Raw genomic sequence first — 22,390 nt, forward strand, 5'->3', positions numbered from 1 at the left:
GGGGGCGGGCGCCGGGTCACTCGTCCTCGTCGGGGGTGATCACGGGCAGGATGTCGTCGAGGTCGCCGTAGTGGTCGTACAGGTCCTCGACGGCCCTGATCATGCCCTCCATGCCCGGTTCCCGGACGATGACGAGGCCCTTCGTCCAGAAGTAGGCGCCGCCCAGGGAATCGCCGGCGGCGCGTTCGCGGTCCATGATCTCGCGGATCAGGTCCATCGTCTGGAGAACCGCGAACCAACGCTTGCCGCCGGGCCCTTCGATGAGCACGTCCCCGTCCGTGAGCGTCTCGGGCTCCTCACCCACGCCCAGCGTGAACCTGAAGGTGAGCGCGGGCCGCCGGACGGTCCAGAACGGCTCGTCGACCTCAATTTCCATACAGCTCCTTGAGCCTGTCGATGACCTTGGTCTCGTACTTCTTGTCGGACTTGCCGACGATCTCGATCGTGTCGTCCTTCACCCGGAAGAACAGCCGCGCGCCCTTCTGGCCGCGGGCGTACTGGACGCCCCCCGCGCCCGGAAGCCCCTTGGTGTGCTTGCCGGGGTTCAGGTTGCCCTCCATCAGTTTCCTGAACATGTCGTTCATCTCGGCCTGGACCTGCTGGTTCTTGGTCGACAGCTCGGCGAGGTCCGTCAGCCGCTTGTCCTTGTTGATCGCCGACTTCATGCAGAACTTGGCCGGAGCAGCCGCCGCCTTCGCGGTGAACCCCACGGTGGCGTCCGCGAGGGTCAGCAGGCACTGCGCGACCGTCTGCCCCTTCTTCAGGGTCTCCAGCAGCTTCCGCAGCCGGTCGAGGGTGTGCTTGGCCTGGACGACGTCGTCCAGGAACTTCGCGATGCCGCTGCTGACCTTGACGATCGCCTTGCCGAGCGCCGGGAGCTTGCCGACGGCGAAGACCAGGCCGAGGCCGTTGACGATGGTCCACAGGCAGCTCTCGACGTCGCCGGAGCCCAGGCAGCGCTTGAGGTCCTTCTCGCCGATGAACTCCAGGAGGATGTCCGCGCCGTTCTGCTTGACCCAGTCGATGACGTCCATCGAGGCGAGGGCCTTCGCGGCGCGGTAGTCGTCCACGCAGGACTGCCCGCACTCCTTGAGCAGCAGCGCCTCGTCGCTCGCGTTCAGGCCGGGCCCGGTGTCGGGGCCGCCGGTCGCGGTGGACGCGCGGTCCGCCTCGATCCGCTTGCGGTACTCCTCCTCGGCCGCGTCGGCGGCGGCGTCGGCGTCCTTGGCGGAGCCCTGCGCGTCCTTGGCGGCGGCCTCGGCGCCGGTGGCGTCGCTCTCGGCCTCGGTCGCGGTGGCCCGCGCGCTCGCCGCGTCGCTCTCGGCGGCAGCGGCGGCCTCCCGCGCCCCGGCCGCGTTCCGCTCGGCCTCGGTGGCCTCGCCGTCGGCGGCGTTCGCCTCGGAGCGCGCGGTGTACGCGGCGGACTGGGCGGCGGAGGCGTCGGAGCCGGCCTGGGCGTCGTACGCCTGGGCGTTCGCGTCGGCCTTCTTCGCGGCCTCGGCGGACTTGGCGGCGGCCGCCGCGGAGGCCCGGGCGGCGGTGACGGCCGCTGCGGCGCGGGCGGCGTCGGCTGCCGCTGCCGCCGCTGCCTTGGCCGCCGCCTTCGCGTCGGCTGCGGCCTTGTCGGCGAGGGCCTTCGCGGTGGCGGCGGCCTTCGCGGCGTCGTCGGACTTGGCCTTCGCGGCGGCGGCCTGCTGCTCGGCGAGCGTCAGCGAGGTCTGGCCGATCAGGACGGCGTACGCGGCGGAGGAGTCGGTCTCCTTGTACGCGGTGCCGATGTTGATCGCCTCGTTGGCCGGTTTGATCACCTCGGCCGCCGAGTCGCGGGCGGCGGTGGCGTGTTCGGCGGCGGCGTACGCGTACCCGGCGGTGACGGCCGCCCAGGACGCCGTCCTGTCGGCCTCGGAGCGGGCGGCGGTCGCCTCGGTGCGCGCCTTGACGGCGGCCGCGGCGGCCTTCTTGGCCTCTGCCTCCGCGTTCTCGGCGTTCCTCTGCGCCGCCTTGGACGCCTCGATCGCCGTGGCGGCCGCGGCGTGCGCGGTGACCGCTGCCGCGTGGGTGGTCCGCGCGGCGGCCTGCGCGGTCGCGGCGGCGGACTCCGCCCGGTAGGCGGCGGCGTCGGCCCGGACGGACGCGGCGCGCGCGGCGACGGCCGCCGTGGTCGCCGTGGCGGCCTCCTGCTGGGCGCTCGCGGCGGCGGAGGTCGCGGTGTTCGCGGCGGCCCGCGCCTCGGTGGCCGCGGCCCGTGTCTCCTGCGCGGCGGCCGTACCCTCGGCGGCGGCTGCGGCGGCCTCCATCGCGGCGGCCCGGGACAGCGCGGCCTGCTTGTCGCGCTGGGCGTCCTTGGCCCGGTTCTTGGCCTCGTACGCCCGCTGCTGGGCCTCGATCGCGGTCGTGTACCCGTCCTCGGCGGTGGCGCCCGAGGCGTCGGCGGCGGAGCGTGCGGTCGCCGCGGTCGCCGCGTCCTGCTGGGCGCGTGCCTCGGCGGCCTGTGCCTTGCCGCGCTCGCGCGTCGCGTTGGCGTGCTCGGCCTGGGCCGTCGCGGACGCGGACTCGGCGGTCGCGCGGGCGGCCTTCGCGGTCGCCGCCCCCGACTGGGCGGTCTTCTCGGCGGCCTCGGCGGTGGTCTGCGCCGTCTTGGCCTTGGCCGCGTTGGCGGCGGCCTCCTTGGCCTGCGCGTCGGCCGCGTCGGCGGCGGCCTTCGCCTGAGCCGCCGCCTCCTCGGCGGCGGCCCGCCGGAACTCGGTGTTGATGGCGTGCGCCTGCGTCTGCGACAGCGCGAGCTGCGCCTTGCTGTCGGCGACGGTCGCCTTCGCCGCGTTCAGCGCGGTCAGCGTGGCCTTCGCGGCGGCCTGGGTCGCGGCGTACGACGCCTTCACGACCTGCGCGGACTGCTGGGCGTAGAGCAGGCCCCGGCCGCGCGGCGTCTTCGCGGTGTCGGCGATGGCGTACGCGCTGGTCTGCGCGGCGGACGCCTTGTCGGCGGCGGTCTTGGCGGCCGTGACGGCGGCGTTGGCCAGGGTGACCTGGGCGGCGGCCTTGTCGCGGGCCTTGGTGAGGTCGGTGCCGGCCTGCGTGAACAGGGCCTTCGCGGGGCGGTTCGGGTCGTTCGCGGGCTTGCCGGCCCAGAACTTCTGCCAGGTGAGGATCTGGTCCGCCAGCCACGCCTGGCCGATCGACTCGATCATCGCGTCGGTGGCCTTCTGCGCCTGCGCGGCGGCGGCCGTCTCGGCGGCCATGATGTCGGCGCGCGGCTTGGCCTGGGCCGTGTACTCCTGCTCCCACTCGGCGTACGCGTCGGCGGTCACCGGGGCGAGGACGCGGCGCGGGTCCTGGGGGTTCCAGCTGTCGCAGGCGGACCAGGAGACCTTGAGGGTCTCGACCTCGGTGCGGTACTCGGGCGAGCCGGCGGCCGGCGCCTGCACCGGGAAGCCGCCCTGGCGCAGGTAACGGGCGACGTCACTGGAGGTGGTCGGGTTGAAGGGGCCCTCGACGTTGCTCGGGTGGAGCGTGAAGTCGGCCAACTGGTCGTCGCCCGCCGGGCTCTTGCCCTTCAGCGCGGCGGCGAGTTTACGGGCCGCGTCCAGGGAGGCGGCGCTCGGCGCGCTGCGCCCGTCCTGCCCGAACGTGTCGTACAGCGCCTCCTGCGGGCCCAGCGTGAACGCCCTGATCCCGGCGTCGAACTCGGGCGCGAACAGCGACATCCCGGTGGAGCCGGTCGCGCTCATCGCGTACGGCCGGTTGAGGGCCTCCCAGCCCTTCTTGCGGGTGTCGGCGCCCTGGACGTAGGCGACCGCGCTCGCCCGGTCGGTGCGCAGGGCGTCGTCGAGGGGGCTCGGGTAGATGTTGTCCTTGCGGAACAAGGCGGCGGCGAGGTCGGCGTCGGTGCCGTTCAGGGCCTTCGCGGCGGCGGCCTTGACGGCGGCGCCCCCGATGTGGAGGGCGTGGCCGACCTCACAGCGGTCGGCGCGGGCGCCCTGGCCGAAGGTGATGCGGGCTCCGGCGCCGTTGTCCGGCAGCGGGTCGGCCGCCTGTGCGGGCAGGGCGTACGCCAGGCCGGTCAGCAGGGAGACGGCGGTGGTGAGCGCCGTTCCCGCGATTGCTCGTCCTAACCGTCGGTGTCTGAGCATGTGGCTCCCTCTCACGTCGTACGTACCGGGAGGAAGCGGGCACACGTGACGTCCTGACGGGCCGTCGGACAGCCGACGGCGGGCATGACGGCGCCACGTGGCGCGTGAAGAATTTCCTTGAATCAGGCAGGGCCGTCACAGTGGTCGGGAGTGGACGGCCGCCCTCTTCCCCCGTTGAACGCGCAGATCCTGACACATCGAAAGGGCGTGCGAAAGCTCTTTCGCGGATACGGCAGGATGGATGATCACGCTCCGCTCGCGGGCGTGTCAGCACATCCCGGAATCGAGCAGGTGACCAGGTGACGACATTTCACATCCGGCCTCTTATGGGCGAGTTGGCGGGAGGTGACCGGTGCTGACCCGTGAACTCACCGTCCACGACGCGGTGTTGGCCGGAATCGCGGTGGGGTCCGGGCTGCTGGTGGCGTTCGTGTCCCGCTCGTTGCTGCTGTGGCTGGGCAAGCACGCCAAGCGCACGAAGTGGGCCGGCGACGACGTGTTCGTGTCCGCGCTGCGCGGCGTCGTGCCGTGGGCGGCCATCGCCGGGGGCATCGCCTCGGGGGCGGCCGTGCTGCCGCTGGCGAAGGTGTGGCACCGCACCGCGAACCAGGCGTTCACCGTCGTCCTGATCTTCGTGGTGACCGTGTCGGTGGCGCGGGTCGTCGCGGGGTTCATGCAGACGATCACGCAGTCCCGGCCGGGCGTCGCCGGGTCCGCGACGATCTTCGTGAACATCACGCGGGTGCTGATCCTCGCGATCGGCTTCCTCGTGATGCTCCAGTCCCTCGGCATCTCCATAGCGCCGATGCTCACCGCCCTCGGCGTGGGCGGTCTCGCCGTCGCGCTGGCCCTCCAGGACACCCTGGCGAACCTGTTCGCCGGCATCCACATCCTCGCCTCGAAGACCGTCCAGCCCGGCGACTACATCAAGCTGAGCAGCGGCGAGGAAGGGTACGTCGAGGACATCAACTGGCGTCAGACGACCGTCCGCGCCCTGTCCAACAACCTCATCGTCATCCCCAACGGGCAGCTCGCCAAGGCCAACATGACCAACTTCATGCGCCCCGAGCAGCAGCTGACGATCCTCGTCCAGGTCGGGGTGGCGTACGACAGCGACCTGGACCAGGTCGAGAAGGTCACCATGGAGGTCATCGCCGAGGTGATGACGGAGATCACCGGCGCGGTGCCGGACCACGAGCCCGCGGTCCGCTTCCACACCTTCGGCGACAACCGCATCGGCTTCACCGTGATCCTCGGCGTCGGGGAGTTCAGCGACCAGTACCGGATCAAGCACGAGTTCATCAAGCGGCTGCACAAGCGGTACCGGGCGGAGGGCATCAGGATCCCGGCGCCGGCACGGAACGTGTCGTTGCAGCCGGGGTCGCTGGTGATACCCCAGCAGCGGGAGGCGGCCTCCTAGTCCCCGAGGGGCGCTCGCCGGCCGGGTGCCCCTGGTGGAAACCGGCCGGCGGCCGGAGCGGTGTGGACCCCTGTCGAGCGCGTCCGCGTCACGAGATATCTTGATGTCGAGCAATGTTGCAGACGTGGAGCGGAGCACCCGGTGACTGACTCGACCATCATCTACACCCACACTGACGAGGCCCCGGCCCTGGCGACGTATTCGTTCCTGCCGGTGGTCGAGGCGTACGCCGGCCAGGCGGGCGTCTCCGTGGAGACCCGGGACATCTCGCTGGCCGGGCGCATCATCGCCGTGTTCCCTGAGCACCTCACCGAGGACCAGCGGATCCCGGACGCCCTCGCCGAGCTGGGCGAGCTGGCCAAGACGCCGGCCGCGAACATCATCAAGCTGCCGAACATCTCGGCGTCCATCCCGCAGCTGAAGGCCGCGATCGCCGAGCTCCAGGGCCAGGGCTACGCGCTGCCGGACTACCCGGACGACCCGAAGACCGACGAGGAGCGGGAGATCCAGGCCCGCTACGACAAGGTCAAGGGCTCCGCCGTGAACCCGGTCCTGCGCGAGGGCAACTCCGACCGCCGCGCCCCCGCGTCGGTCAAGAACTACGCGAAGACCCACCCGCACCGCATGGGCGCCTGGACCCCCGAGTCCAAGACGAACGTCGCGACGATGGGTGTGAACGACTTCCGCTCCACCGAGAAGTCCGTCGTGATCTCCGAGGCCGGCACGCTGAAGATCGAGCTGGCCGCCGCCGACGGCACGACGACCGTGCTGCGCGAGTCCGTACCGGTCCTCGCGGGCGAGGTCGTGGACGCGTCCGTGCTGCACGTGGCCGCGCTGCGCGAGTTCCTCACCGCGCAGATCGCCCGCGCCAAGGCCGAGGACGTGCTGTTCTCCGTGCACCTCAAGGCGACGATGATGAAGGTCTCCGACCCGATCGTCTTCGGCCACGTGGTCCGCGCGTTCTTCCCGAAGACGTTCGCCCAGTACGGCGCCGCGCTGGCCGCCGCCGGCCTCTCCCCGAACGACGGTCTGGGCGGCATCCTCAAGGGCCTCGACGCGCTCGCCGACGGCGCCGCGATCAAGGCGTCCTTCGACGCCGAGCTGGCCGAGGGCCCGGCGCTCGCGATGGTCGACTCCGACAAGGGCATCACCAACCTGCACGTGCCGTCCGACGTCATCGTCGACGCCTCGATGCCGGCGATGATCCGCACCTCCGGCCACATGTGGGGCCCGGACGGCCAGGAGGCCGACACCCTCGCCGTGCTGCCCGACTCGTCGTACGCGGGCGTCTACCAGGCCGTCATCGAGGACTGCCGCGCCAACGGCGCCTACGACCCGTCGACCATGGGCTCCGTCCCGAACGTCGGCCTCATGGCGCAGAAGGCCGAGGAGTACGGCTCCCACGACAAGACCTTCGAGATCAAGGCCGCCGGCACGGTCCGCCTGGTCGACCAGGCCGGGAACGTCGTCCTTGAGCAGGAGGTCGCCGAGGGCGACATCTTCCGCGCCTGCCAGACCAAGGACGCGCCGATCCGTGACTGGGTGAAGCTCGCCGTCACCCGCGCGCGGGCCACCGGTGACCCGGCCGTCTTCTGGCTCGACGAGACGCGCGGCCACGACGCCGTGATCATCGAGAAGGTCAAGGCGTACCTGCCGGAGCACGACACCGAGGGCCTGGACATCCGCATCCTCGCGCCGGTCGACGCCACGAAGCTGTCCATCGAGCGGATCCGCCGGGGCGAGAACACCATCTCCGTCACCGGCAACGTGCTGCGCGACTACCTGACCGACCTCTTCCCCATCCTGGAGCTGGGCACCAGCGCCAAGATGCTGTCGGTCGTCCCGCTGATGGCGGGCGGCGGCCTCTTCGAGACGGGCGCCGGCGGCTCCGCGCCCAAGCACGTCCAGCAGCTCGTCAAGGAGAACTACCTGCGCTGGGACTCCCTCGGTGAGTTCTTCGCGCTGGTGCCGTCCCTGGAGCAGTACGCCGAGGCCACGGGCAACACGAAGGCCAAGGTCCTCGCCGACACCCTCGACCGCGCCACGGCGACCTTCCTCAACGAGGACAAGTCCCCGACCCGGCGCGTCGGCGGCATCGACAACCGCGGCAGCCACTTCTTCCTCTCCCTGTACTGGGCGCAGGAGCTGGCCGCGCAGACCGAGGACGCGGACCTCGCGAAGGCGTTCGCGTCCTTCGCGGAGTCCCTCGCGGCGAACGAGGAGACCATCGTCGGCGAGCTGAACGCCGTCCAGGGCTCCTCCGCCGACATCGGCGGCTACTACCAGCCCGACCCGGCGAAGGCGGCGGCGGTCATGCGGCCGTCGGCGACGTGGAACGCGGCGCTGGCCGCGCTGTAGGGATCGTGCAGGTGACGTAGGGGTCCGCCCCGGCCGGGAGGTTTCCGGCCGGGGCGGGCTCTTTGTCGGTTCGGCCACTGGTTCGGCCTCCGATGCGGCCTGCGATTCAGCTTTCGGTGCGGCCCGCACTTCAGCTCACCCCTCCCAGCACCGCCTTCCCCTCCTGCGCCGCCTTCGCGAAGAACGGCGCCAGTTCCGTGAGGTCGCGGTCCTCGGCGGCCGGGTCCCAGTGGGTGGGGCGGTGGACCGCGGTGGTGAGGGGGGCGGGGTCGATCTTCACCAGGTCGAGCCACATGGACATGACGGCGGGTCCTTCCGGGGGTCGTGAACAGTGCGTGTCGGCAAGGGCTTTGCGCCGGTACGGCGTTCTCGGCGGGCCGCTCCGCCTCGATCCGCTCGCAGAGCCGCACGAGGACCGCCCGTCCCTTGTCCAGGAGGTGATCGGGAAAGTAGTCGTCCCCGTGCAGCACTTCCAGGAACATCCGCCCCGCGACCTGCTCGTCCCCGAAACCCACCGGTCCTCCCGCGTCGTCCGTGTGACACCTTGGTCCGATGGTGCACCACGCCACTGACAACCCCCCGGGAGCAGCCGTGACCAGCGCAGTACCGTCCTCCTTCGTGTGTCTTCCCGGGGCGGAGGGGTCTCCGGTGATCCTGCATGTGCCGCACTCGGCGCGGGAGATCCCGGTGGAGGTGCGCGAGGGGATCGTGCTGGGGGACACGGCGCTGGAGCGGGAGTCGGATCACATCGTGGACGCGCATACCGCGCGGATCGCCGAGAGGGCGGCCGAGGGGGCGGGGGTGCGGCCGTGGCGGTTCGTCAATCTGCTGTCGCGGCTGGTGGTGGATCCGGAGCGGTTCCCGGACGAGCGGGAGGAGATGCGGGCGGTGGGGATGGGGGCCGTGTACACGCGGACGACTCACCGGGAGGTGCTGCGGGAGGACTCCGTCGATCCGGGGCCCCTTGTCGAGCGGTACTTCCGTCCGTACGCGCGCGCGATGACCGAGGCCGTCGGTGAGCGGCTGGAGGAGACCGGGCGGGCGGTCGTGATCGACGTGCACTCGTACCCCAGCGCGGCCCTGCCGTACGAGCTGCACGGCGGCGGCGCGCGGCCCGCCGTGTGTCTGGGGACGGACCCGTTCCACACGCCGCCGGAGCTCCTGGCCGCCGCCCGGGACGCGTTCGCGGGGTTCGAGGTGGGGCTCGACAGCCCGTTCAGCGGGACGTACGTACCGCTCAGGTACTACGGGGTCGACGCCCGGGTGACGGCGTTGATGATCGAGGTCCGGCGGGACGTCTACATGGCTGAGCCCGGCGGAGCTCCCGGTCCCGGTCTGGACGGTGTCGCGGCGGCGCTCGCCGTTCTCGTGGACGCGGTCTCACGCTGACGCAGCACTCCCGCGCGACACACCGCCGGGACTCGGCGAGGGTGGACGCATGACCGAGGAGATCACCGCGCCGCAGCGCCCCGCCGTACGGGACTGGCCCACCCCCGACCTGGAGGGCACGGCGTTCGACCCGGTCCTCGCGGAGCTGATGCGGGAGGGCCCGCTGACCCGGGTCCGGCTGCCGTTCGGCGAGGGCTGGGCGTGGCTGGCGACGCGGTACGACGATGTGCGCACGGTGACGAACGATCCCCGCTTCAGCCGCGCGGAGGTGACGAAGTGCCAGGTCACGAGGATGGCCCCGCATTTCGCCCCGCGCCCGGGCTCGCTGGCGTTCGCCGACCAGCCGGACCACAACCGGCTGCGCAGGGCGGTCGCGGGCGCGTTCACGGTGGGCGGCATGAAGCGCCTGCGCCCGACGGCACAGGCGATCCTCGACGACCTGGTCGACGGCGTCGTCCGGGAGGGCCCGCCCGCGGACCTCGTCGCGCGCGTGCTGGAGCCGTTCCCGCTGGCGGTGGTGAGCGAGGTGATGGGGGTGCCCGAGGGGGAGCGCGAGCAGGTGCACGCGTGGACGCGGGAGATCATCTCGACGTCGGGCGGCGCGGCGGGCGCGGGGCAGGCGAAGGAGGGGTTGTACGGGTGGATCGCGGACACGATCCGCGCCCGCGCGCAGGAGCCCGGCGAGGACGTGTACACGCTGCTGGGAGCGGCCGTCGCACGTGGGGACGTGCGCGAGGAGGAGGCGATCGGTCTCGCGGGCCCGCTCCAGATCGGCGGTGAGGCGGTCACGCACAACGTCGGCCAGATGCTGTACCTGCTGCTGACGCGCCCGGAGCTGCTGGTGCGGATGCGGGAACGCCCTCACGCGCGCGGTGCGCTGATCGACGAACTGCTGCGCTACATCCCGCACCGCAGCAGCGTGGGCCTGGCGCGGATCGCCCGGGAGGACGTCGAGCTGGCGGGGCACGTGATCCGCGCGGGCGAGGCGGTGTACGTGTCGTACCTGGCCGCCAACCGTGACCCGGAGGTCTTCCCGGGCCCGGACGTCATCGACGTGGGCCGGGACCCGAACCCGCACCTGGCGTTCGGGAACGGCGCCCACTACTGCACCGGCGCCGTCCTCGCGCGCCTCCAGATCGACCTGCTGCTGGAGACGCTGCTCGGGCGGCTGCCGGGGCTGCGGCTCGCGGTCCCCGCGGACCAGGTCGAGTGGCGGAGCAAGACCATGATCCGGGGACCGCGGACGCTGCCGGTCACCTGGTGAGAGCCCCGCGGTCCCTCAGGCGCGCAGCCACTCCGTGACGACGACGTCCTGACCGGCCCGTACCTTGAGGGCGAAGGGGCCGGAGAGCGGGTCGTCGCTGGTGAAGCGGCCCAGTTCGTCGGCGTCGAGCGCGCGGGCGGTCCTGGCCCCGCCGAGGACCTCGATCCGGGCCGCCTGCGGGGGCATCAGCTGACCGAACATGCCGTGCGGCGTGACCTCGACGTCGACGGTCAGCTCGCCGGTGTCGAACGTCAGCATGCGGGGCGCGTCCGTCACCCCCCGTACCGGGATGCCGTGGGTCAGCGAGTCGAAGGTCAGCCCGGCGATCTTGGCGTCGAGGTCGACCAAGGCGTACGCCTCCAGGGCGGCGCGGTACACCTCCGCGGGGACCGGGTCGAGGATCGCGGCGGCCTGGCGCAGTTCCTCCTCCAGCCGGTCGTCCTCGAAACCGTCGCCGGCCTCGTCGTCGTGCGGGGCCTCGTTCATCGGTTCGTCCATCCCGTCGTACACGTCGTGGGTCACTTCGGCCCCCGGCCTTCCAGGCGGGCGCGCAGACGGCGCAGGCAGCGCTGGCGCATCGGGCCGATGCTGCCGACGGCGATGCCGAGGCCGTCCGCGATCTCCTGGTAGCTGGGCGGGGGCGAGGCGATGAGCACCCGCAGCAGTTCCCGGCAGCGTTCGCCGAGGGCGTCGAACTCCTGCCAGAGGCGGCGCACGCGTTCACTCTGTGCGGCGGCCTCCTCGGAGTCGAGGACGGACTGCTCGGGGGTGCGGTCCTCGCTGACCCGGTCCAGGACCTGGGGGTCGTCGGTCGGGGTGAGGCGCCGAAGGCCCTTGATGACCTTCAGGCACTCGTTGCGGGCGGTGCTGGCGAGCCAGGCGCCCGCTTTCTCGGGTTCGCGGATGCGCCCCAGGTGCTGGGCGAAGCGGAACCACACGGTCTGGCACACCTCGTGCCCGTCGGCCTCGGAGAGCCGGTGTGCGCGCACCACCGACCAGACCAGCGGGCTGAGCCCTTCCACCAGCGCTTTCCAGGCCGCCGCGTCACCGTCGATCGCGGCCTGGACGAGCGCGCCGACATCAGTACGGTCCACGGCCCCACCCCTCGTGTACGGCATGTCATCGTACGCCGTGACGGGGGTGGCGACGGCCCTCATGAGTGGGCGACGAGCTGCCCGGCCTGGGCCGGGAGCCAGGTCGGCGGGCGCAGCGCCGTCACGTGCGCGCCGCGCACCTCGGCGAAGTCCGCGCACGCGGTGAGGAGGCCGCGGGCGGCGGCGCGCGGGTCGGTCTCCCTGCTGGCGGTCATCCAGGCGGCGACGAGCCCGGCGACCAGGGGGGTGGCGAAGGAGGTGCCGCTCCACGCGGCGTACCCCTCGAACATCACCTGGTCGGGCTTCTCGTCCGGGTCGCTGAGGGCGCCGGTGTGGCGGGGGGTGCAGCAGGTGCAGGCGTAGCCGAAGCCGTAGCGGCAGGTGTCGTAGGTGGAGTGCTGGTAGACGTACGGCACGGGGGCGGCGAAGCCGGTGAGGGCGCTGACCAGGCGCTCGCCGGGGGCGTAGACCTTCACCCAGGGGCCGTAGTTGGTGAAGCAGGCGCCGAACGCGCCGTCCGCGCGCAGGGCGCCGACGGACAGGACGGAGTCGGCGTGCTCGGGCAGGCCGGCGTAGGCGGCGGGCCAGAACGGCGTGGCCCTGCTGTCGTTCCCGGCGGCGGCCACCAGGAGGGTGCGCTGTGTCTGGAGGGCGGTCATGAACGCCTCGACGCCGAGGAGGCCGTCGGTGCGGCCGTTGACGCTGCCGGCGGAGAGGCTGAGGATGTCGGGCCAGCCGTCGGCGACGGCGTCGAAGAGGCGCTCGCCGAACTCGGACTCCAGGATGGCCCCGGCGTCGTTGAGGGTGCCGCGCACGGTGACGTCGGTGTTGGGGGCGACGGCGGTGAGCAGGCCCGCTATGAACGTGCCGTGTCCCGCGTACTGGCGCAGGACGCCCTGGTCGTCGGTCTCGCTCAGCTGGGCGTCGCCCGTCACGTGGCCGAGGCCGGGGCAGGCGCGGTAGTCGCGGGTGAGGCCGTTGTCGATGACCAGAACACGGACGGCGGTGTCGGGGTCGTGGACGGCGTCGGCGGGGGCCGGGTTGGTGCCCTCGGCGCGGGTGGCGGGCACCGGCTCGTCGCCGGGGCAGGCGTTGGTGGCGATGTGGACGACGTGGTTGCGGCTGATCAGCCGGTGTCCGGCGCGGCCCTCGCGGGCGCTCAGGGCGCGCAGGGCGTGGGCGACGGACTGGTCGTCGCCGCCCGCGCGCACGCCCTGGCCGGGGTCGCCGACCTGGATGCGGGTGATGCCCGAGCGGTTGGTCTCGGGGCCGGCGCGGCGGATGTGGTCGGCGGTCAGGCTGGGCGCCTCGGTGAAGTGCGCGCGCACGGTGTCCTCGACGAGACGCGCCTCCTCACCGTCGCGCGCGAGGACGACGCCCTTCTCGTAGACGAACTCCCCGAGATCGTCCGGGCCCATGGCGAGCGGCACGTCCGGCATCGAACGCTGTATGTGGGCGAACTGCTCGTGGAATCGCTGTGGTGCCATGGCTGTCCTCTTCCCCTGAGGCGATGGTCGTCAGTCAGACCCCCGAGTGCGGCGGTTGATACAGGGGAGGGGGGCGTTCCGCCTGGAGGATCGTTTCGCCTTGGTGGTGGGGGCGCGGTGGAGGTGGTGTGCGAGCGTACTGGGGGCGTGCGATGTGACGTGCGCCGGGGTGCGCGCCGCGCGTCCGGCGGGGCACGGCGGTGGGGCGCTGTCCCGGAAGCGCACCAACCGGTGTGATGCGCTCCGCTGCCCGATACCATCCGTGGGGTGACAGCGGCACACGAACCGGTCCTCGAACTGCTGCCTCTGGTGTTCGCCGCCCCCCATGAGGCGCTGGCGCGCGCGGAGGAACTGCTCCGCGCCGATCCGCCGGCGCTGCACGCCTCGATCGCGCATCAGGTGATCGGGATCTGGCAGCGGGACTGGGGCGATCTGCGCCTGGCCCTGAAGCATCTGCGGCGCGCGGGCGTGCTGGCGGCGCGCGCGGACTCGGCCGACCGGGAGGCGGACATCCTGGGCACCCTGGGGGTGGCTCTCGTGCACGCGGGCCGTACCCGGCAGGGGCTCGCCGCGTTCGAGCGGGGGGTGGAGCGCGGCAGCGGGCACACCCGCGCGCGGGTGCTGTTCCGGCGGGCGTACTCGTGGGAGGTGCTGGGTCACCATCCGGAGGCGCTGGAGGACCTGCGGCGGGCGGTGCCGGTGCTGCGTCAGGTGGGGGACACGATCTGGACGGCGCGGGCGCTGAACCTGCGGGCGACGGTCCATCTGGCACTGGGCGCGGTGGACCGCGCGGACGCCGACTACGCGGCGGCGCAGGCCCTGTGGGACACCACCGACCAGGAGCACGACAAGGCGGACGCCCTTGAGAGCCAGGGCATCGCCGCGTTCCGCTCCGGCGACATCCCGCGCGCGCTGAGCCTGCTGGACGACGCGGAGGAGCGGTACGCGAAGCTCGGCACCCCCGGGATCATGCTCAACATCCGGCGCTGCGAGGTCCTGATGGCCGCCGGGCTCGCCCCGGAGGCGCTGGCGGAGGCGGACGCGGCGATCGCCGTCCTGGACGGCATCAGGGGGCAGTCCACGCGCAAGGCGGAGCTGCTGCTGACGGCGGCGAAGGCGGCCCGGCTCGCGGGCGACACCGGCACCGCCATCGCCCGCGCGGCGGTCGCGGTCAGGCTGTTCGCGGGGCAGCGGCGCTCCTGGTGGGAGACGCACGCCCAACTGGTGCTGATCGAGGCAAAGCTGACGGCCGGGCGGGCGTCGGGGCGGCTCGTCGCGGACGCCGCGAAGGTCGCCGGACGGCTCGCCTCCTTCGGTGCGCCCGCCGCGCCCGAGGCGTGGCTCCTGGCGGGCCGTATCGCGCTGGTCCTGGACTGGACGGCCGACGCCGAGCGGTATCTCGCGCTGGCCGCCCGCAGCCGCCACAGCGGGCCTCCGCTGGCCCGGGTGACCGGGTGGGCGGCGCAGGCACTGCGGGCACGCGCGGCGGGCTCGGGGCGGGGTGTCCTGGAGGCGTGCCGGCGCGGTCTGGACGTCCTGGACGACCACCGGATGACGCTGGGCGCCTCCGAGCTGCGCGCGCGGGCGACCGCGCAGGGCGCCGAACTGGCCGCGCTGGCCCAGCAGGTGAGCCTGGAGCGGGGCGGGCCGCGCCAGCTGCTGCTGTGGAGCGAGCGGTGGCGGGCCACGGTGCTGTCGGCGCCGCCCACCCGGCCGCCCGCCGACGCGGCCCTCCTGAGCGGTCTGACGGCCTTCCGCGTCATCGCCGACCAGGCGGAGCAGGCCCGCATCGGCGGGCGCCCCCTGCCCGCCCTGGAGCGCGAGCAGCGGCGTCTGGAGCGGGAGATCCGCTCCCGGACCCTGCACATCCGGGGCGAGTCCCCCGAGGGCGGGGACCGGCTGGCCGTGGGGCGGCTGCTGGACCGGCTGGAAGGCGGGCGGCTCGTCGAACTCGCCGTGCTCGACGGGCGGGTGCAGGTGCTGCTGGTCGGCGGCGGGCGGGTGCGGCGGTTCGCGGGCGGGCGGGTCGCGGACGCGGAGCGGGAGGCCGCACACGTCCAGGTCGCCCTGCGCAGGCTCGCGCACCCGGGTGCGGAGGGGCGGCTGCCGGTCGTCGAGGAGATGGGCCGCCGGCTCCAGGAGCTGCTGCTCGGCCCCGCCGCCGAACGCCTCGGCGACGGGCCCGTGGTCGTCGTGCCGCCCGCGCGCCTGCACCAGGTGCCGTGGGCGCTGCTGCCCGCGCTGCGCGAGCGGGTGCTCAGCGTGTCGCCGTCGGCGAGCAGTTGGCTGCGCGCGAAGGAGACCCCGGCGCCCTCCCGGGGGCGGCACGTCCTGGTGCGCGGGCCCGGGCTCGCGTCGGGCGGCGCCGAGGTCCCGGAGGTCGCCGGGCGGTACGGCCGTCCCGTCGTCCTGGAGCACGACGGGGCGCGCGTGCCGCGTGTGCTCGCGGAGCTGGACGGTGCCGCGCTCGCGCACATCGCCGCGCACGGCACGTTCCGCGCGGACAGCCCCCTGTTCTCGTCGTTGCGGATGGCCGACGGCCCTTTGATCGTCCACGACTTCGAACGCCTCGACCGCAGCCCCTACCGCATCATCCTCTCCAGCTGCGACACCGCCCGCCTCGCCTCCGTCGGCGCCGACGAGCTCCTCGGCCTCGTCACCGCGCTGCTCCCGCTGGGCACGGCGGGCGTCCTCGCGAGCAGCGCGCCGGTCAACGACGCGGCCGTCGTCCCCCTGATGCTGGCCCTCCACAAGAGCCTCGCGGACGGCCGCACGCTGGCGGAGGCCCTGCGGGACGCGCGCGGGGCGGTGCCGGGGGACGCGCTGCACCAGGCGACGGGGTGGGCGTTCACGGCGTTCGGGGCGGCGTGAGGGGCGTTCTCACGCCGGTTGCCCCACCAGCCACGGCAGCGCGCCCCTGTCGCTCGCCCCGAGGCGCGTGTACGCGCTGTAGAGGTGGTTCCCGACCGTCCGGATCGACAGTGTCAGGCGTTCGGCGATCTGGCGGTTGCTGAGGCCCGCAGCGGCGAGGGTGACGATCTGGCGCTGGCGGGCGGTGAGGTCGTCGAGGGCGAGGCCCGTCAGGGCGGGGGCGCCGGGGGCCTGGCAACGGCGGGCCAGGGCGACCGCGCGGGTGCGGGCCGCGCGGGCGGCGCGGGGGTCGCGGTGGGCGTGCGCGGCACGGGCCCGCGCCTGAGCGGCGTACAGCAGGAACCCGCGTTCCTCCAGGTCCCCCGCCACCTCGTCCAGCGCGGCCGCGTCGCCCTGCGCGAGCGCCCGCGCGTAGTGCGCGAACACCCCGTCGCCGCCCGCCATCTCGTCGAGCCGTACGCCGCCCGCCTCGGCCCGCGCCAGTTCCGTACGGCAGTCCACGTCGCCGGGGCTGTGGCGCAGCCCCTCGCGTGCCCAGGACGCCGCCTGGCGCAGTTCGCCGCGCAGCCGGGCGAAGCGGGCGCGCACGCACGCGTGGACCGGCGGCAGCGGTTCCCCCTCGGCGACGAGCCACTCCCCCACGGGCGCGCGCGTGTCCCGGACGTCCGCCGCGCCGATCCGCCGGACCAGTTCGGCGGACTCCTCGGCGAGCGCCCTGTCGTGCGGCTCCCGGTCGCCGCTGAGCCTCAGCGTCCGCAGCCGGCCGGCGGCGGCGCGCAGCACGGGCCCGTGCAGGGGGTCCGCGAGGCGTACGGCGGTGTCGGCGCCGACCTCGATGAGGCCGTCGGCCTCCAGCCGTTCCAGGACGTCCAGGTCGAGGCCCTCGGCACGCACGGGCAGGGGTTCGGCGAACGCCAGCCGGTCGAGGGTCTCGCGGTCGGCGTCCGCGCGCGCGAGGACCCCGGCGGCCCGTTCCCTCACGGCCGGGGTGAGCGGCACGGGGCCCCGCCAGGCGTACGTGTCGTCCCCGGCGGGTGCCAGCAGGTCCTGTTCGCGGACGGCGTCCAGGAGGGCGCGCAGGAGTCTGAGGTCGCCCCGGGCCAGGCGGTCGAGGCGGTCGGTGGTGAGGGCGTCGAGGGGGACGCCCGCGCCGGCGGTCAGGAGCTGGGCCGTCGCGTCGTACGGGAGGGGGCCGAGGGCGAGTCTGGGGAGGAGTTCGTCGGCCCACAGGCGGGTGATCGGGGTGGGGGCGGGGGCGCCTTCGGTGGTGACGACCAGGAGGCGGGTGCGGCCCTGCACGGCGAGCTGGTGGACGAGGGCGGCGGAGGCGTCGTCCAGGAGGTGCGCGTCGTCGACGAGCAACAGGCGCACGGGGGCGAGGAGTTCGACCGCGCGGTGGAGGGTGACGTCCTCGGGGAGGAGGTGGGCGAAGGCGGCGAAGGGGAGGTGACGGGTCTCGGGGGTGCCGGACACGCGCGCGTAGGCGTGGAGTTCGGCGGTGTGCGTACCGCGCGCGCGGCCTTCGCGGGGGGTGTCGGCGGTCTCGGCGCGTCCGTGCTGCCCGGCGGGCGCCGTACGCCCGTGCGCCCCGCGCGTACCCGTGCCGCGCGCCCCCGGGAACGGCCCGCGCGCCGATCTTCCGCGCGCCCCCCGCGATCCGCTCCGCGCTCCCCCGGGTTCGAGGTCCTTCACCGCCTCCGCCGCGAGGCGGGTGCGGCCGTGGCCGGGCGGGCCGGTGAGGATGATGCCGGGGCGGGCGGCGGTCAGGGCCTGGCGGATCAGGGCGAGTTCCTCCTCGCGGCCGGTGAACGGCCAGGGTGTGTCGAGGGACTTCGGGTCGCGTTCGAGAGTCGTCACGTCATCATGAGCGGGGGTACTCAGGTCTGATACAGGTGACTTGAGTAGCTGCCGACTCAGGCGCGGTGACCTTGGACCGGGCACGCTGGAGCCATGACCGCCCGCTACTGCTCGCTCGTGAGGCAGCCGGAGCCCGGGTTCACCCCGGGACTGGCCGCCGAGCGGCTCGGCGCGCTCATGAGCGGCCGGCGGATGTGGGTCAACGGCACGGTCCTGCACTACTGCTTCTTCGACTCCGAGAACGCCGGCACCGGGGGGAGCCGGCGGGTCTCGTGGGCGGGCGGCGAGGCGCAGCGCGAGGTGGTGCGCGACTGCTTCCGGGAGTGGCAGGGCCTCGGTATCGGCGTGACCTTCGCGGAGGTCGACGACCGGTCCGAGGCCGAGGTCCGCATCGGGTTCGAGGGGGGCGACGGCTCCTGGTCCGCCGTGGGGCGCGAGGCGCTGCTCGCGGGGCTGCACGAGCGGACGATGAACTTCGGCTGGGACCTCACGGCCCCCGGCGAGCGGGCGACGGCCCTGCACCAGATCGGCCACGCGCTGGGCATGCAGCACGAGCACCAGAGCCCGTACGCGGGCATCCACTGGGACGAGGAGGCCGTGTACGCGGACCTCGCGGGCCCGCCGAACCACTGGAGCCGGGAGCGGACGTACGTCAACATCCTGCGCAAGCTGGACGCCACCGAGGTCAACGGCACGGTGTGGGATCCGCATTCGGTGATGGAGTACCCCTTCCCGGCGGGGCTGATCCTGGAGCCCGAGCAGTTCCGGCAGGGCGTGCATCCGCCGGGCGGACTGTCCGCGCTGGACAAGGAGTTCGTGCAGCGCTGGTACCCGCCACCGGTCACGCCCCGGCCCGCCCCGCTCGTGCCGTTCCGGTCGGCGCCGCTGCGGCTGGGGCCGGGTGAGCAGGCGGACTTCACGCTGGAGCCGCCCGAGACCCGCGACTACCGGCTCGCCGCGTTCGGCGACTGCGACACGGTCGTCGTCCTCTTCGAGGAGCGCGAGGGGGAGCCGCGCTTCCTCGCGGGGGACGACGACGGGGGGACGCCGGGGAACGCGACACTGCGCGCGCGCCTCGTGAAGGGGCGGCGGTACGTCGTACGGATGCGTCTGTACTCGGCCTGGGGGGCGGGGAGGACCGCGGTCATGTGCTGGTGACCGCACGCGAACCATGGTCCGGCGCCGGGGGAAAAGGCCGGGTCGTCCACTCTCGGGGGAGGGGGGACGGCCCGGCCGCACCGGCTTGTGGGGCGAGGGGGCGGGTACGAGATCGTCACGCACTCCCCCGGACAAGGACAAGGACTCACGTGACCACCTTCGCCCTCATCGGTGCCGGCCCCGGTCTCGGGCTCGCCGCCGCCCGCAGGTTCGCCGGCGCGGGCCACGCGGTCGCCCTCCTCTCGCGGCACGCCGGACGCCTCGCGACCCTCGTCGCCGAACTGTCCTCCGGCGCCGCCGAGGTGAGGGCGTTCACCGCCGATGTCCTCGACGCCGAGTCGCTGCGTACGGCCCTGCGGGACGCGGCGGACGCGCTGGGCCCCGTCGAGATCCTCCAGTACAGTCCCGCGCCCCGCGCCGACTTCATGAGGACGGTCCTGGACACCGGCGCCGACGACCTCGACGCCCCGCTGTCCTTCTCGGTCAAGGGCCCGGTCACCGCCGTCGACGCGGTCCTGCCCGGGATGCGTGAACTCGGGGGCGGCACCGTCCTGTTCGTCAACGGCGCGAGCGCCGTACGGCCGAACCCGAAGGTCGCCGGTACGTCGGTCGCGTACGCCGCGCAGAGCGCTTACGCCCGGATGCTGCACGACGTGCTCGCCCCGGAGAACGTCCACGTCGCCCAGCTGATCGTCCCCGGGGCCATCCGGCCCGGCGCCGGGCCGAGCAGCCCCGGCGCACTGGCGGACGTCCTGTACGACATGCACCGGCGACGGGACGGGTTCCGCCGCTTCGCCGAGCCGTTGCCCGACTGAGCCGCGTCGTGCGGCGCGGGCGTCAGCGCAGGGTCCGGTCCAGGAACGTGATGACGGTGTCCCAGGTCGGGGTGACCGGGCGGGCGGGGGAGGTCCGTCCGCCGTGGGCGGTCTCGACGTAGGCGCCCTCGCGGGTCGCGTCGTCGGCGAGCATCTCGAAGAGGGTGCCGTGGGCCGCGTTCGGGAAGGAGTACAGGCTCGTGTCGTGGCCGGTGACGGCGAGTTTCTCGAACAGCAGGCGGCCCTGGTGGTAGGGGACGAGGGCGTCCGGCTCGCCGTGGAGGATCAGCGTCGGCGGGACGGGGCGGGTGCCTATGTGGGTGAGCGGGTTCGCCGGGGCGATCCGGTCAGGAGCGCACTCGGTGATGGTGCAGCCGAGCAGCCGCAACTCCGGGGACAGCGGGTCGCTGTGGCAGCCGGTGATCCCCATGATCGCGTTGAACTCCGCGCAGCCGTCCGGCATGTGCGCGTCCATCTGGAGGAAGTCGGTCGGCGGGTAGAAGGGGAGGGCGGCCTGTACGGCGCTGGAGGGGCCGCGTACGCCGACGTCGCCCTCCGTCGTGGGGTCGCCGCTGGTGACGGCGGCCATCGCGGCGGCCCAGCCGCCGGAGGAGTCGCCCATGACCGCGACGCGCTTCGGGTCGAGGTTGTACGTCTTCGCGTTGGCGCGCAGCCAGCGGATGGCGGCCTTGATGTCGTGGAGCTGGGCCGGGAAGCGGGCCTGGGAGCTGGAGCGGACGGACACGCCGGCTACGGCGTAACCGGCCGGGTTGAGCTTGGCGGCCACCTGGTCGGCGTCCCGGCGGCCGTTGTCCAGCAGCCAGGCGGAACCCCGTGTGGAGATCACCAGCGGGACGGGTTTGCCGGACCGGGGGACGTACAGGTCGAGCAGGTGTCCCTCGGTGCCGGCGGGCTGGGCGGGGGCGTACGCGAGGTCCTTCACCACCCGGACGGCCGGCTCGGGCGCCTTCGTGGCGGCACTCGCCGTCGTGACGAGCGTCGCCGCCACCGTCACCGCCGCGGCCGCCGCGCCCAGCGTCCGGGGTACGCGCTGCGGACGCCGACGCCTTGACTCTGATCGCCTGTTCATCGGGTGAGTCCTCTTTCCGGCAGGGGGTGCACCGACCCGGAGACCATCTCGTTCGCCTGGTGAAACTTGATTCACTTATGACTCGTCCGAGTCTCGAATCAGGGGCGGACGGATGTCAACGGGTGTGCGGTGTCCTGCCGGTACGCCCGGTGGCCGAGCTCCAGGTCGTCCGGTGCCCCGGCTCATGGTCGTAGCGCCGAGTGGCCTCTGCGGGTCCACTCCTGCGCGAGCAGGCGGTAGGAGCGGACCCTGTCGGGGTGGGCGTGGGTGATGGTCGTGACGAGGAGTTCGTCGGCCTGCGTGGCCTGCCGGAGTTGTTCGAGGCGGTCGGCGACCTGGGGGGCCGTGCCGACGAGCTGGGTGTCGACCCGGTCCTGGACGAGGGCCCGGTCCTCGTCGGTCCAGGTGTGGGCGCGGGCCTCCTCGGGGGTCGGGTAGGGGATCGCGCCCTCGGCGGTGCGGATGCTGCGCACCCACAGGGGGTAGCCGGTGGCCAGCTCGCGGGCGTGTGCCTCGTCCTCGGCGACGACGACGTCCGCCGAGACCGTGACGTACGGGCGGTGCAGGGTCGCCGACGGGGTGAAGTGCTGCCGGTAGGCGGCCACCGCGTCGAGCACGGACGCCGGGCTGACGTGGTAGTTCGCGGCGAACCTCAGGCCCCGGGCCCCGGCGGCCTCGGCGCTCTCGCCGCCGCTGCTGCCGAGGATCCACACCTCGATGTCGGCTCCCTCGCCGGGCACGACGTGCGCCTCCTCGCCGTCCGCCGAACGGTAGGTCCCCGCGAGGAGCGCGAGGACGTCGTCGATCTGCCCGGCGTACTCCGGGGGCCGGGCGCCGGGCAGTTGGAGCAGCCCGCGCTGGAGCGCGAACCGGGGGGATTCCAGGACGGCTTCGAAGGAGAACGGGGGCGGGATGAGCAGCCCGTTGGGGGCACGGCCGTCGACGACAGGCACCCTGCCGGACGGCTCCCCGGCCGGGCCCGCTCCGGAGACCCGCTGCCCCGGCAGCGCCGCTCCGGCAGGCCGCTTCCTCGACTGCGCTCCCGCGTCCTCCTGCGCGCGTCTGCCCGGACCCGGCTCCGTGCCGGCAGGCCGCTCCCCCGCCGCCCCTCTCCCCGGTCCCCCCGACCTGCCCAGCCCCAGGTCCAGGCGTCCCGGATGCAGCGCGTCCACCAGCCCGAACTCCTCCACCGTGCTCAGCGCCGTCCGGTGGCCGAGCTGGACGGCACCGGAGCCGAGGCGGATCGTGGTGGTGGCGGAGGCGGTGAGGGCGAGGACGACGGCCGGGGACGTGCCCGCGACGCCGGGGTTGAGGTGGTGTTCGGCGAACCAGTACCGCGTGTAGCCGAGGCGTTCGGCGTGCCGGGCGAGGTCGATGGAGTTGCGCAGGGCGCCGGCGGCGGTGGAGCCGGAGGAGATCGGCACCAGGTCGAGGATTCCTAGGGGCGTGCCGGGCAT

Annotated in this window: 16 protein-coding genes and 1 pseudogene; 7 read left to right on the plus strand and 10 right to left on the minus strand. The window is 73.6% G+C overall.

What is annotated here, in order from left to right:
* Positions 1-16: 16 nt before the first annotated feature.
* Positions 17-376: a hypothetical protein gene (locus tag ACLZOT_RS22200; protein ID WP_416970747.1), complete on the minus strand. Its 360-nt coding sequence runs from the start codon at positions 374-376 to the stop codon at positions 17-19.
* Entirely contained in the window at positions 366-4,130 is a 3,765-nt protein-coding gene (locus ACLZOT_RS22205) for a hypothetical protein (RefSeq protein WP_416970748.1), read from the minus strand. The genes ACLZOT_RS22200 and ACLZOT_RS22205 overlap by 11 nt, the downstream gene beginning before the upstream one ends.
* A gap of 355 nt (positions 4,131-4,485) precedes the next feature.
* On the opposite strand from ACLZOT_RS22205, the gene ACLZOT_RS22210 reads away from it, so the two are divergent.
* Together ACLZOT_RS22210 and ACLZOT_RS22215 are read left to right on the plus strand one after the other, a co-directional pair.
* Positions 4,486-5,550, plus strand: a complete 1,065-nt coding sequence (locus ACLZOT_RS22210; protein ID WP_416970877.1) for a mechanosensitive ion channel family protein — start codon at positions 4,486-4,488, stop codon at positions 5,548-5,550.
* 141 nt (positions 5,551-5,691) lie between these two features.
* Entirely contained in the window at positions 5,692-7,908 is a 2,217-nt protein-coding gene (locus ACLZOT_RS22215) for an NADP-dependent isocitrate dehydrogenase (RefSeq protein ID WP_416970749.1), read from the plus strand.
* A 130-nt stretch (positions 7,909-8,038) separates the two neighbouring features.
* Here ACLZOT_RS22215 and ACLZOT_RS22220 read toward each other — a convergent pair whose 3' ends face one another.
* Both ACLZOT_RS22220 and ACLZOT_RS22225 read right to left on the minus strand, forming a co-directional pair.
* A complete protein-coding gene (locus ACLZOT_RS22220) occupies positions 8,039-8,209 on the minus strand; it encodes a hypothetical protein (RefSeq protein ID WP_416970880.1) in 171 nt (56 codons plus the stop codon).
* Between the two features lie 76 nt (positions 8,210-8,285).
* Positions 8,286-8,390, minus strand: a pseudogene (locus ACLZOT_RS22225) (DUF5713 family protein); the annotation flags it as partial.
* A gap of 70 nt (positions 8,391-8,460) precedes the next feature.
* Here ACLZOT_RS22225 and ACLZOT_RS22230 point away from each other — a divergent pair.
* A complete protein-coding gene (locus ACLZOT_RS22230) occupies positions 8,461-9,297 on the plus strand; it encodes an N-formylglutamate amidohydrolase (protein WP_416970750.1) in 837 nt (278 codons plus the stop codon).
* A gap of 49 nt (positions 9,298-9,346) precedes the next feature.
* Positions 9,347-10,561, plus strand: coding sequence for a cytochrome P450 (locus tag ACLZOT_RS22235; RefSeq protein ID WP_416970751.1), 1,215 nt, complete (start codon positions 9,347-9,349; stop codon positions 10,559-10,561).
* Between the two features lie 15 nt (positions 10,562-10,576).
* Here ACLZOT_RS22235 and ACLZOT_RS22240 read toward each other — a convergent pair whose 3' ends face one another.
* Genes ACLZOT_RS22240 through ACLZOT_RS22250 form a run of 3 tightly spaced genes read right to left on the minus strand, consistent with a single transcriptional unit; the run spans position 10,577 to position 13,142 of the window.
* Positions 10,577-11,059 carry a hypothetical protein gene (locus ACLZOT_RS22240; RefSeq protein WP_416970878.1) on the minus strand — a complete coding sequence of 161 codons (483 nt, stop codon included), beginning with the start codon at positions 11,057-11,059 and terminating at the stop codon, positions 10,577-10,579.
* Positions 11,060-11,079: 20 nt separating this feature from the next.
* Positions 11,080-11,679, minus strand: coding sequence for an RNA polymerase sigma factor (locus ACLZOT_RS22245; RefSeq protein ID WP_416970752.1), 600 nt, complete (start codon positions 11,677-11,679; stop codon positions 11,080-11,082).
* Between the two features lie 35 nt (positions 11,680-11,714).
* Positions 11,715-13,142, minus strand: a complete 1,428-nt coding sequence (locus ACLZOT_RS22250) for a S8/S53 family peptidase (protein ID WP_416970753.1) — start codon at positions 13,140-13,142, stop codon at positions 11,715-11,717.
* A gap of 267 nt (positions 13,143-13,409) precedes the next feature.
* Here ACLZOT_RS22250 and ACLZOT_RS22255 point away from each other — a divergent pair, with 267 nt between their 5' ends.
* Positions 13,410-16,013, plus strand: coding sequence for a CHAT domain-containing protein (locus ACLZOT_RS22255; protein ID WP_416970754.1), 2,604 nt, complete (start codon positions 13,410-13,412; stop codon positions 16,011-16,013).
* A gap of 9 nt (positions 16,014-16,022) precedes the next feature.
* Here the strand turns inward: ACLZOT_RS22255 and ACLZOT_RS22260 are convergent, their stop codons facing one another.
* Positions 16,023-17,870: a LuxR C-terminal-related transcriptional regulator gene (locus tag ACLZOT_RS22260; protein WP_416970755.1), complete on the minus strand. Its 1,848-nt coding sequence runs from the start codon at positions 17,868-17,870 to the stop codon at positions 16,023-16,025.
* A 93-nt stretch (positions 17,871-17,963) separates the two neighbouring features.
* Here ACLZOT_RS22260 and ACLZOT_RS22265 point away from each other — a divergent pair, with 93 nt between their 5' ends.
* Positions 17,964-19,028, plus strand: coding sequence for a M12 family metallopeptidase (locus tag ACLZOT_RS22265; protein WP_416970756.1), 1,065 nt, complete (start codon positions 17,964-17,966; stop codon positions 19,026-19,028).
* A 149-nt stretch (positions 19,029-19,177) separates the two neighbouring features.
* A complete protein-coding gene (locus ACLZOT_RS22270; RefSeq protein ID WP_416970757.1) occupies positions 19,178-19,843 on the plus strand; it encodes an SDR family NAD(P)-dependent oxidoreductase in 666 nt (221 codons plus the stop codon).
* Between the two features lie 22 nt (positions 19,844-19,865).
* On the opposite strand, the gene ACLZOT_RS22275 is transcribed toward ACLZOT_RS22270, so the two are convergent.
* Together ACLZOT_RS22275 and ACLZOT_RS22280 are read right to left on the minus strand one after the other, a co-directional pair.
* Complete coding sequence (locus ACLZOT_RS22275; protein WP_416970758.1) at positions 19,866-20,933, minus strand: alpha/beta hydrolase fold domain-containing protein; 1,068 nt, start codon at positions 20,931-20,933, stop codon at positions 19,866-19,868.
* 182 nt (positions 20,934-21,115) lie between these two features.
* Positions 21,116-22,390, minus strand: a complete 1,275-nt coding sequence (locus ACLZOT_RS22280) for an LLM class flavin-dependent oxidoreductase (RefSeq protein WP_416970759.1) — start codon at positions 22,388-22,390, stop codon at positions 21,116-21,118.

It is taken from the genome of Streptomyces sp. 4F14, assembly GCF_048159485.1.
GTDB lineage: Bacteria > Actinomycetota > Actinomycetes > Streptomycetales > Streptomycetaceae > Streptomyces.

Coding starts and splice junctions, on each gene's coding strand:
- ACLZOT_RS22265 (WP_416970756.1), top strand. CDS start 17,964: ATGACCGCCCGCTACTGCTCGCTCGTGAGGCAGCCGGAGCCCGGGTTC.
- ACLZOT_RS22230 (WP_416970750.1), top strand. CDS start 8,461: ATGGTGCACCACGCCACTGACAACCCCCCGGGAGCAGCCGTGACCAGC.
- ACLZOT_RS22235 (WP_416970751.1), top strand. CDS start 9,347: ATGACCGAGGAGATCACCGCGCCGCAGCGCCCCGCCGTACGGGACTGG.
- ACLZOT_RS22280 (WP_416970759.1), bottom strand. CDS start 22,390: ATGCCCGGCACGCCCCTAGGAATCCTCGACCTGGTGCCGATCTCCTCC.
- ACLZOT_RS22240 (WP_416970878.1), bottom strand. CDS start 11,059: ATGGACGAACCGATGAACGAGGCCCCGCACGACGACGAGGCCGGCGAC.
- ACLZOT_RS22200 (WP_416970747.1), bottom strand. CDS start 376: ATGGAAATTGAGGTCGACGAGCCGTTCTGGACCGTCCGGCGGCCCGCG.
- ACLZOT_RS22205 (WP_416970748.1), bottom strand. CDS start 4,130: ATGCTCAGACACCGACGGTTAGGACGAGCAATCGCGGGAACGGCGCTC.
- ACLZOT_RS22250 (WP_416970753.1), bottom strand. CDS start 13,142: ATGGCACCACAGCGATTCCACGAGCAGTTCGCCCACATACAGCGTTCG.
- ACLZOT_RS22275 (WP_416970758.1), bottom strand. CDS start 20,933: ATGAACAGGCGATCAGAGTCAAGGCGTCGGCGTCCGCAGCGCGTACCC.
- ACLZOT_RS22245 (WP_416970752.1), bottom strand. CDS start 11,679: ATGCCGTACACGAGGGGTGGGGCCGTGGACCGTACTGATGTCGGCGCG.
- ACLZOT_RS22220 (WP_416970880.1), bottom strand. CDS start 8,209: ATGTCCATGTGGCTCGACCTGGTGAAGATCGACCCCGCCCCCCTCACC.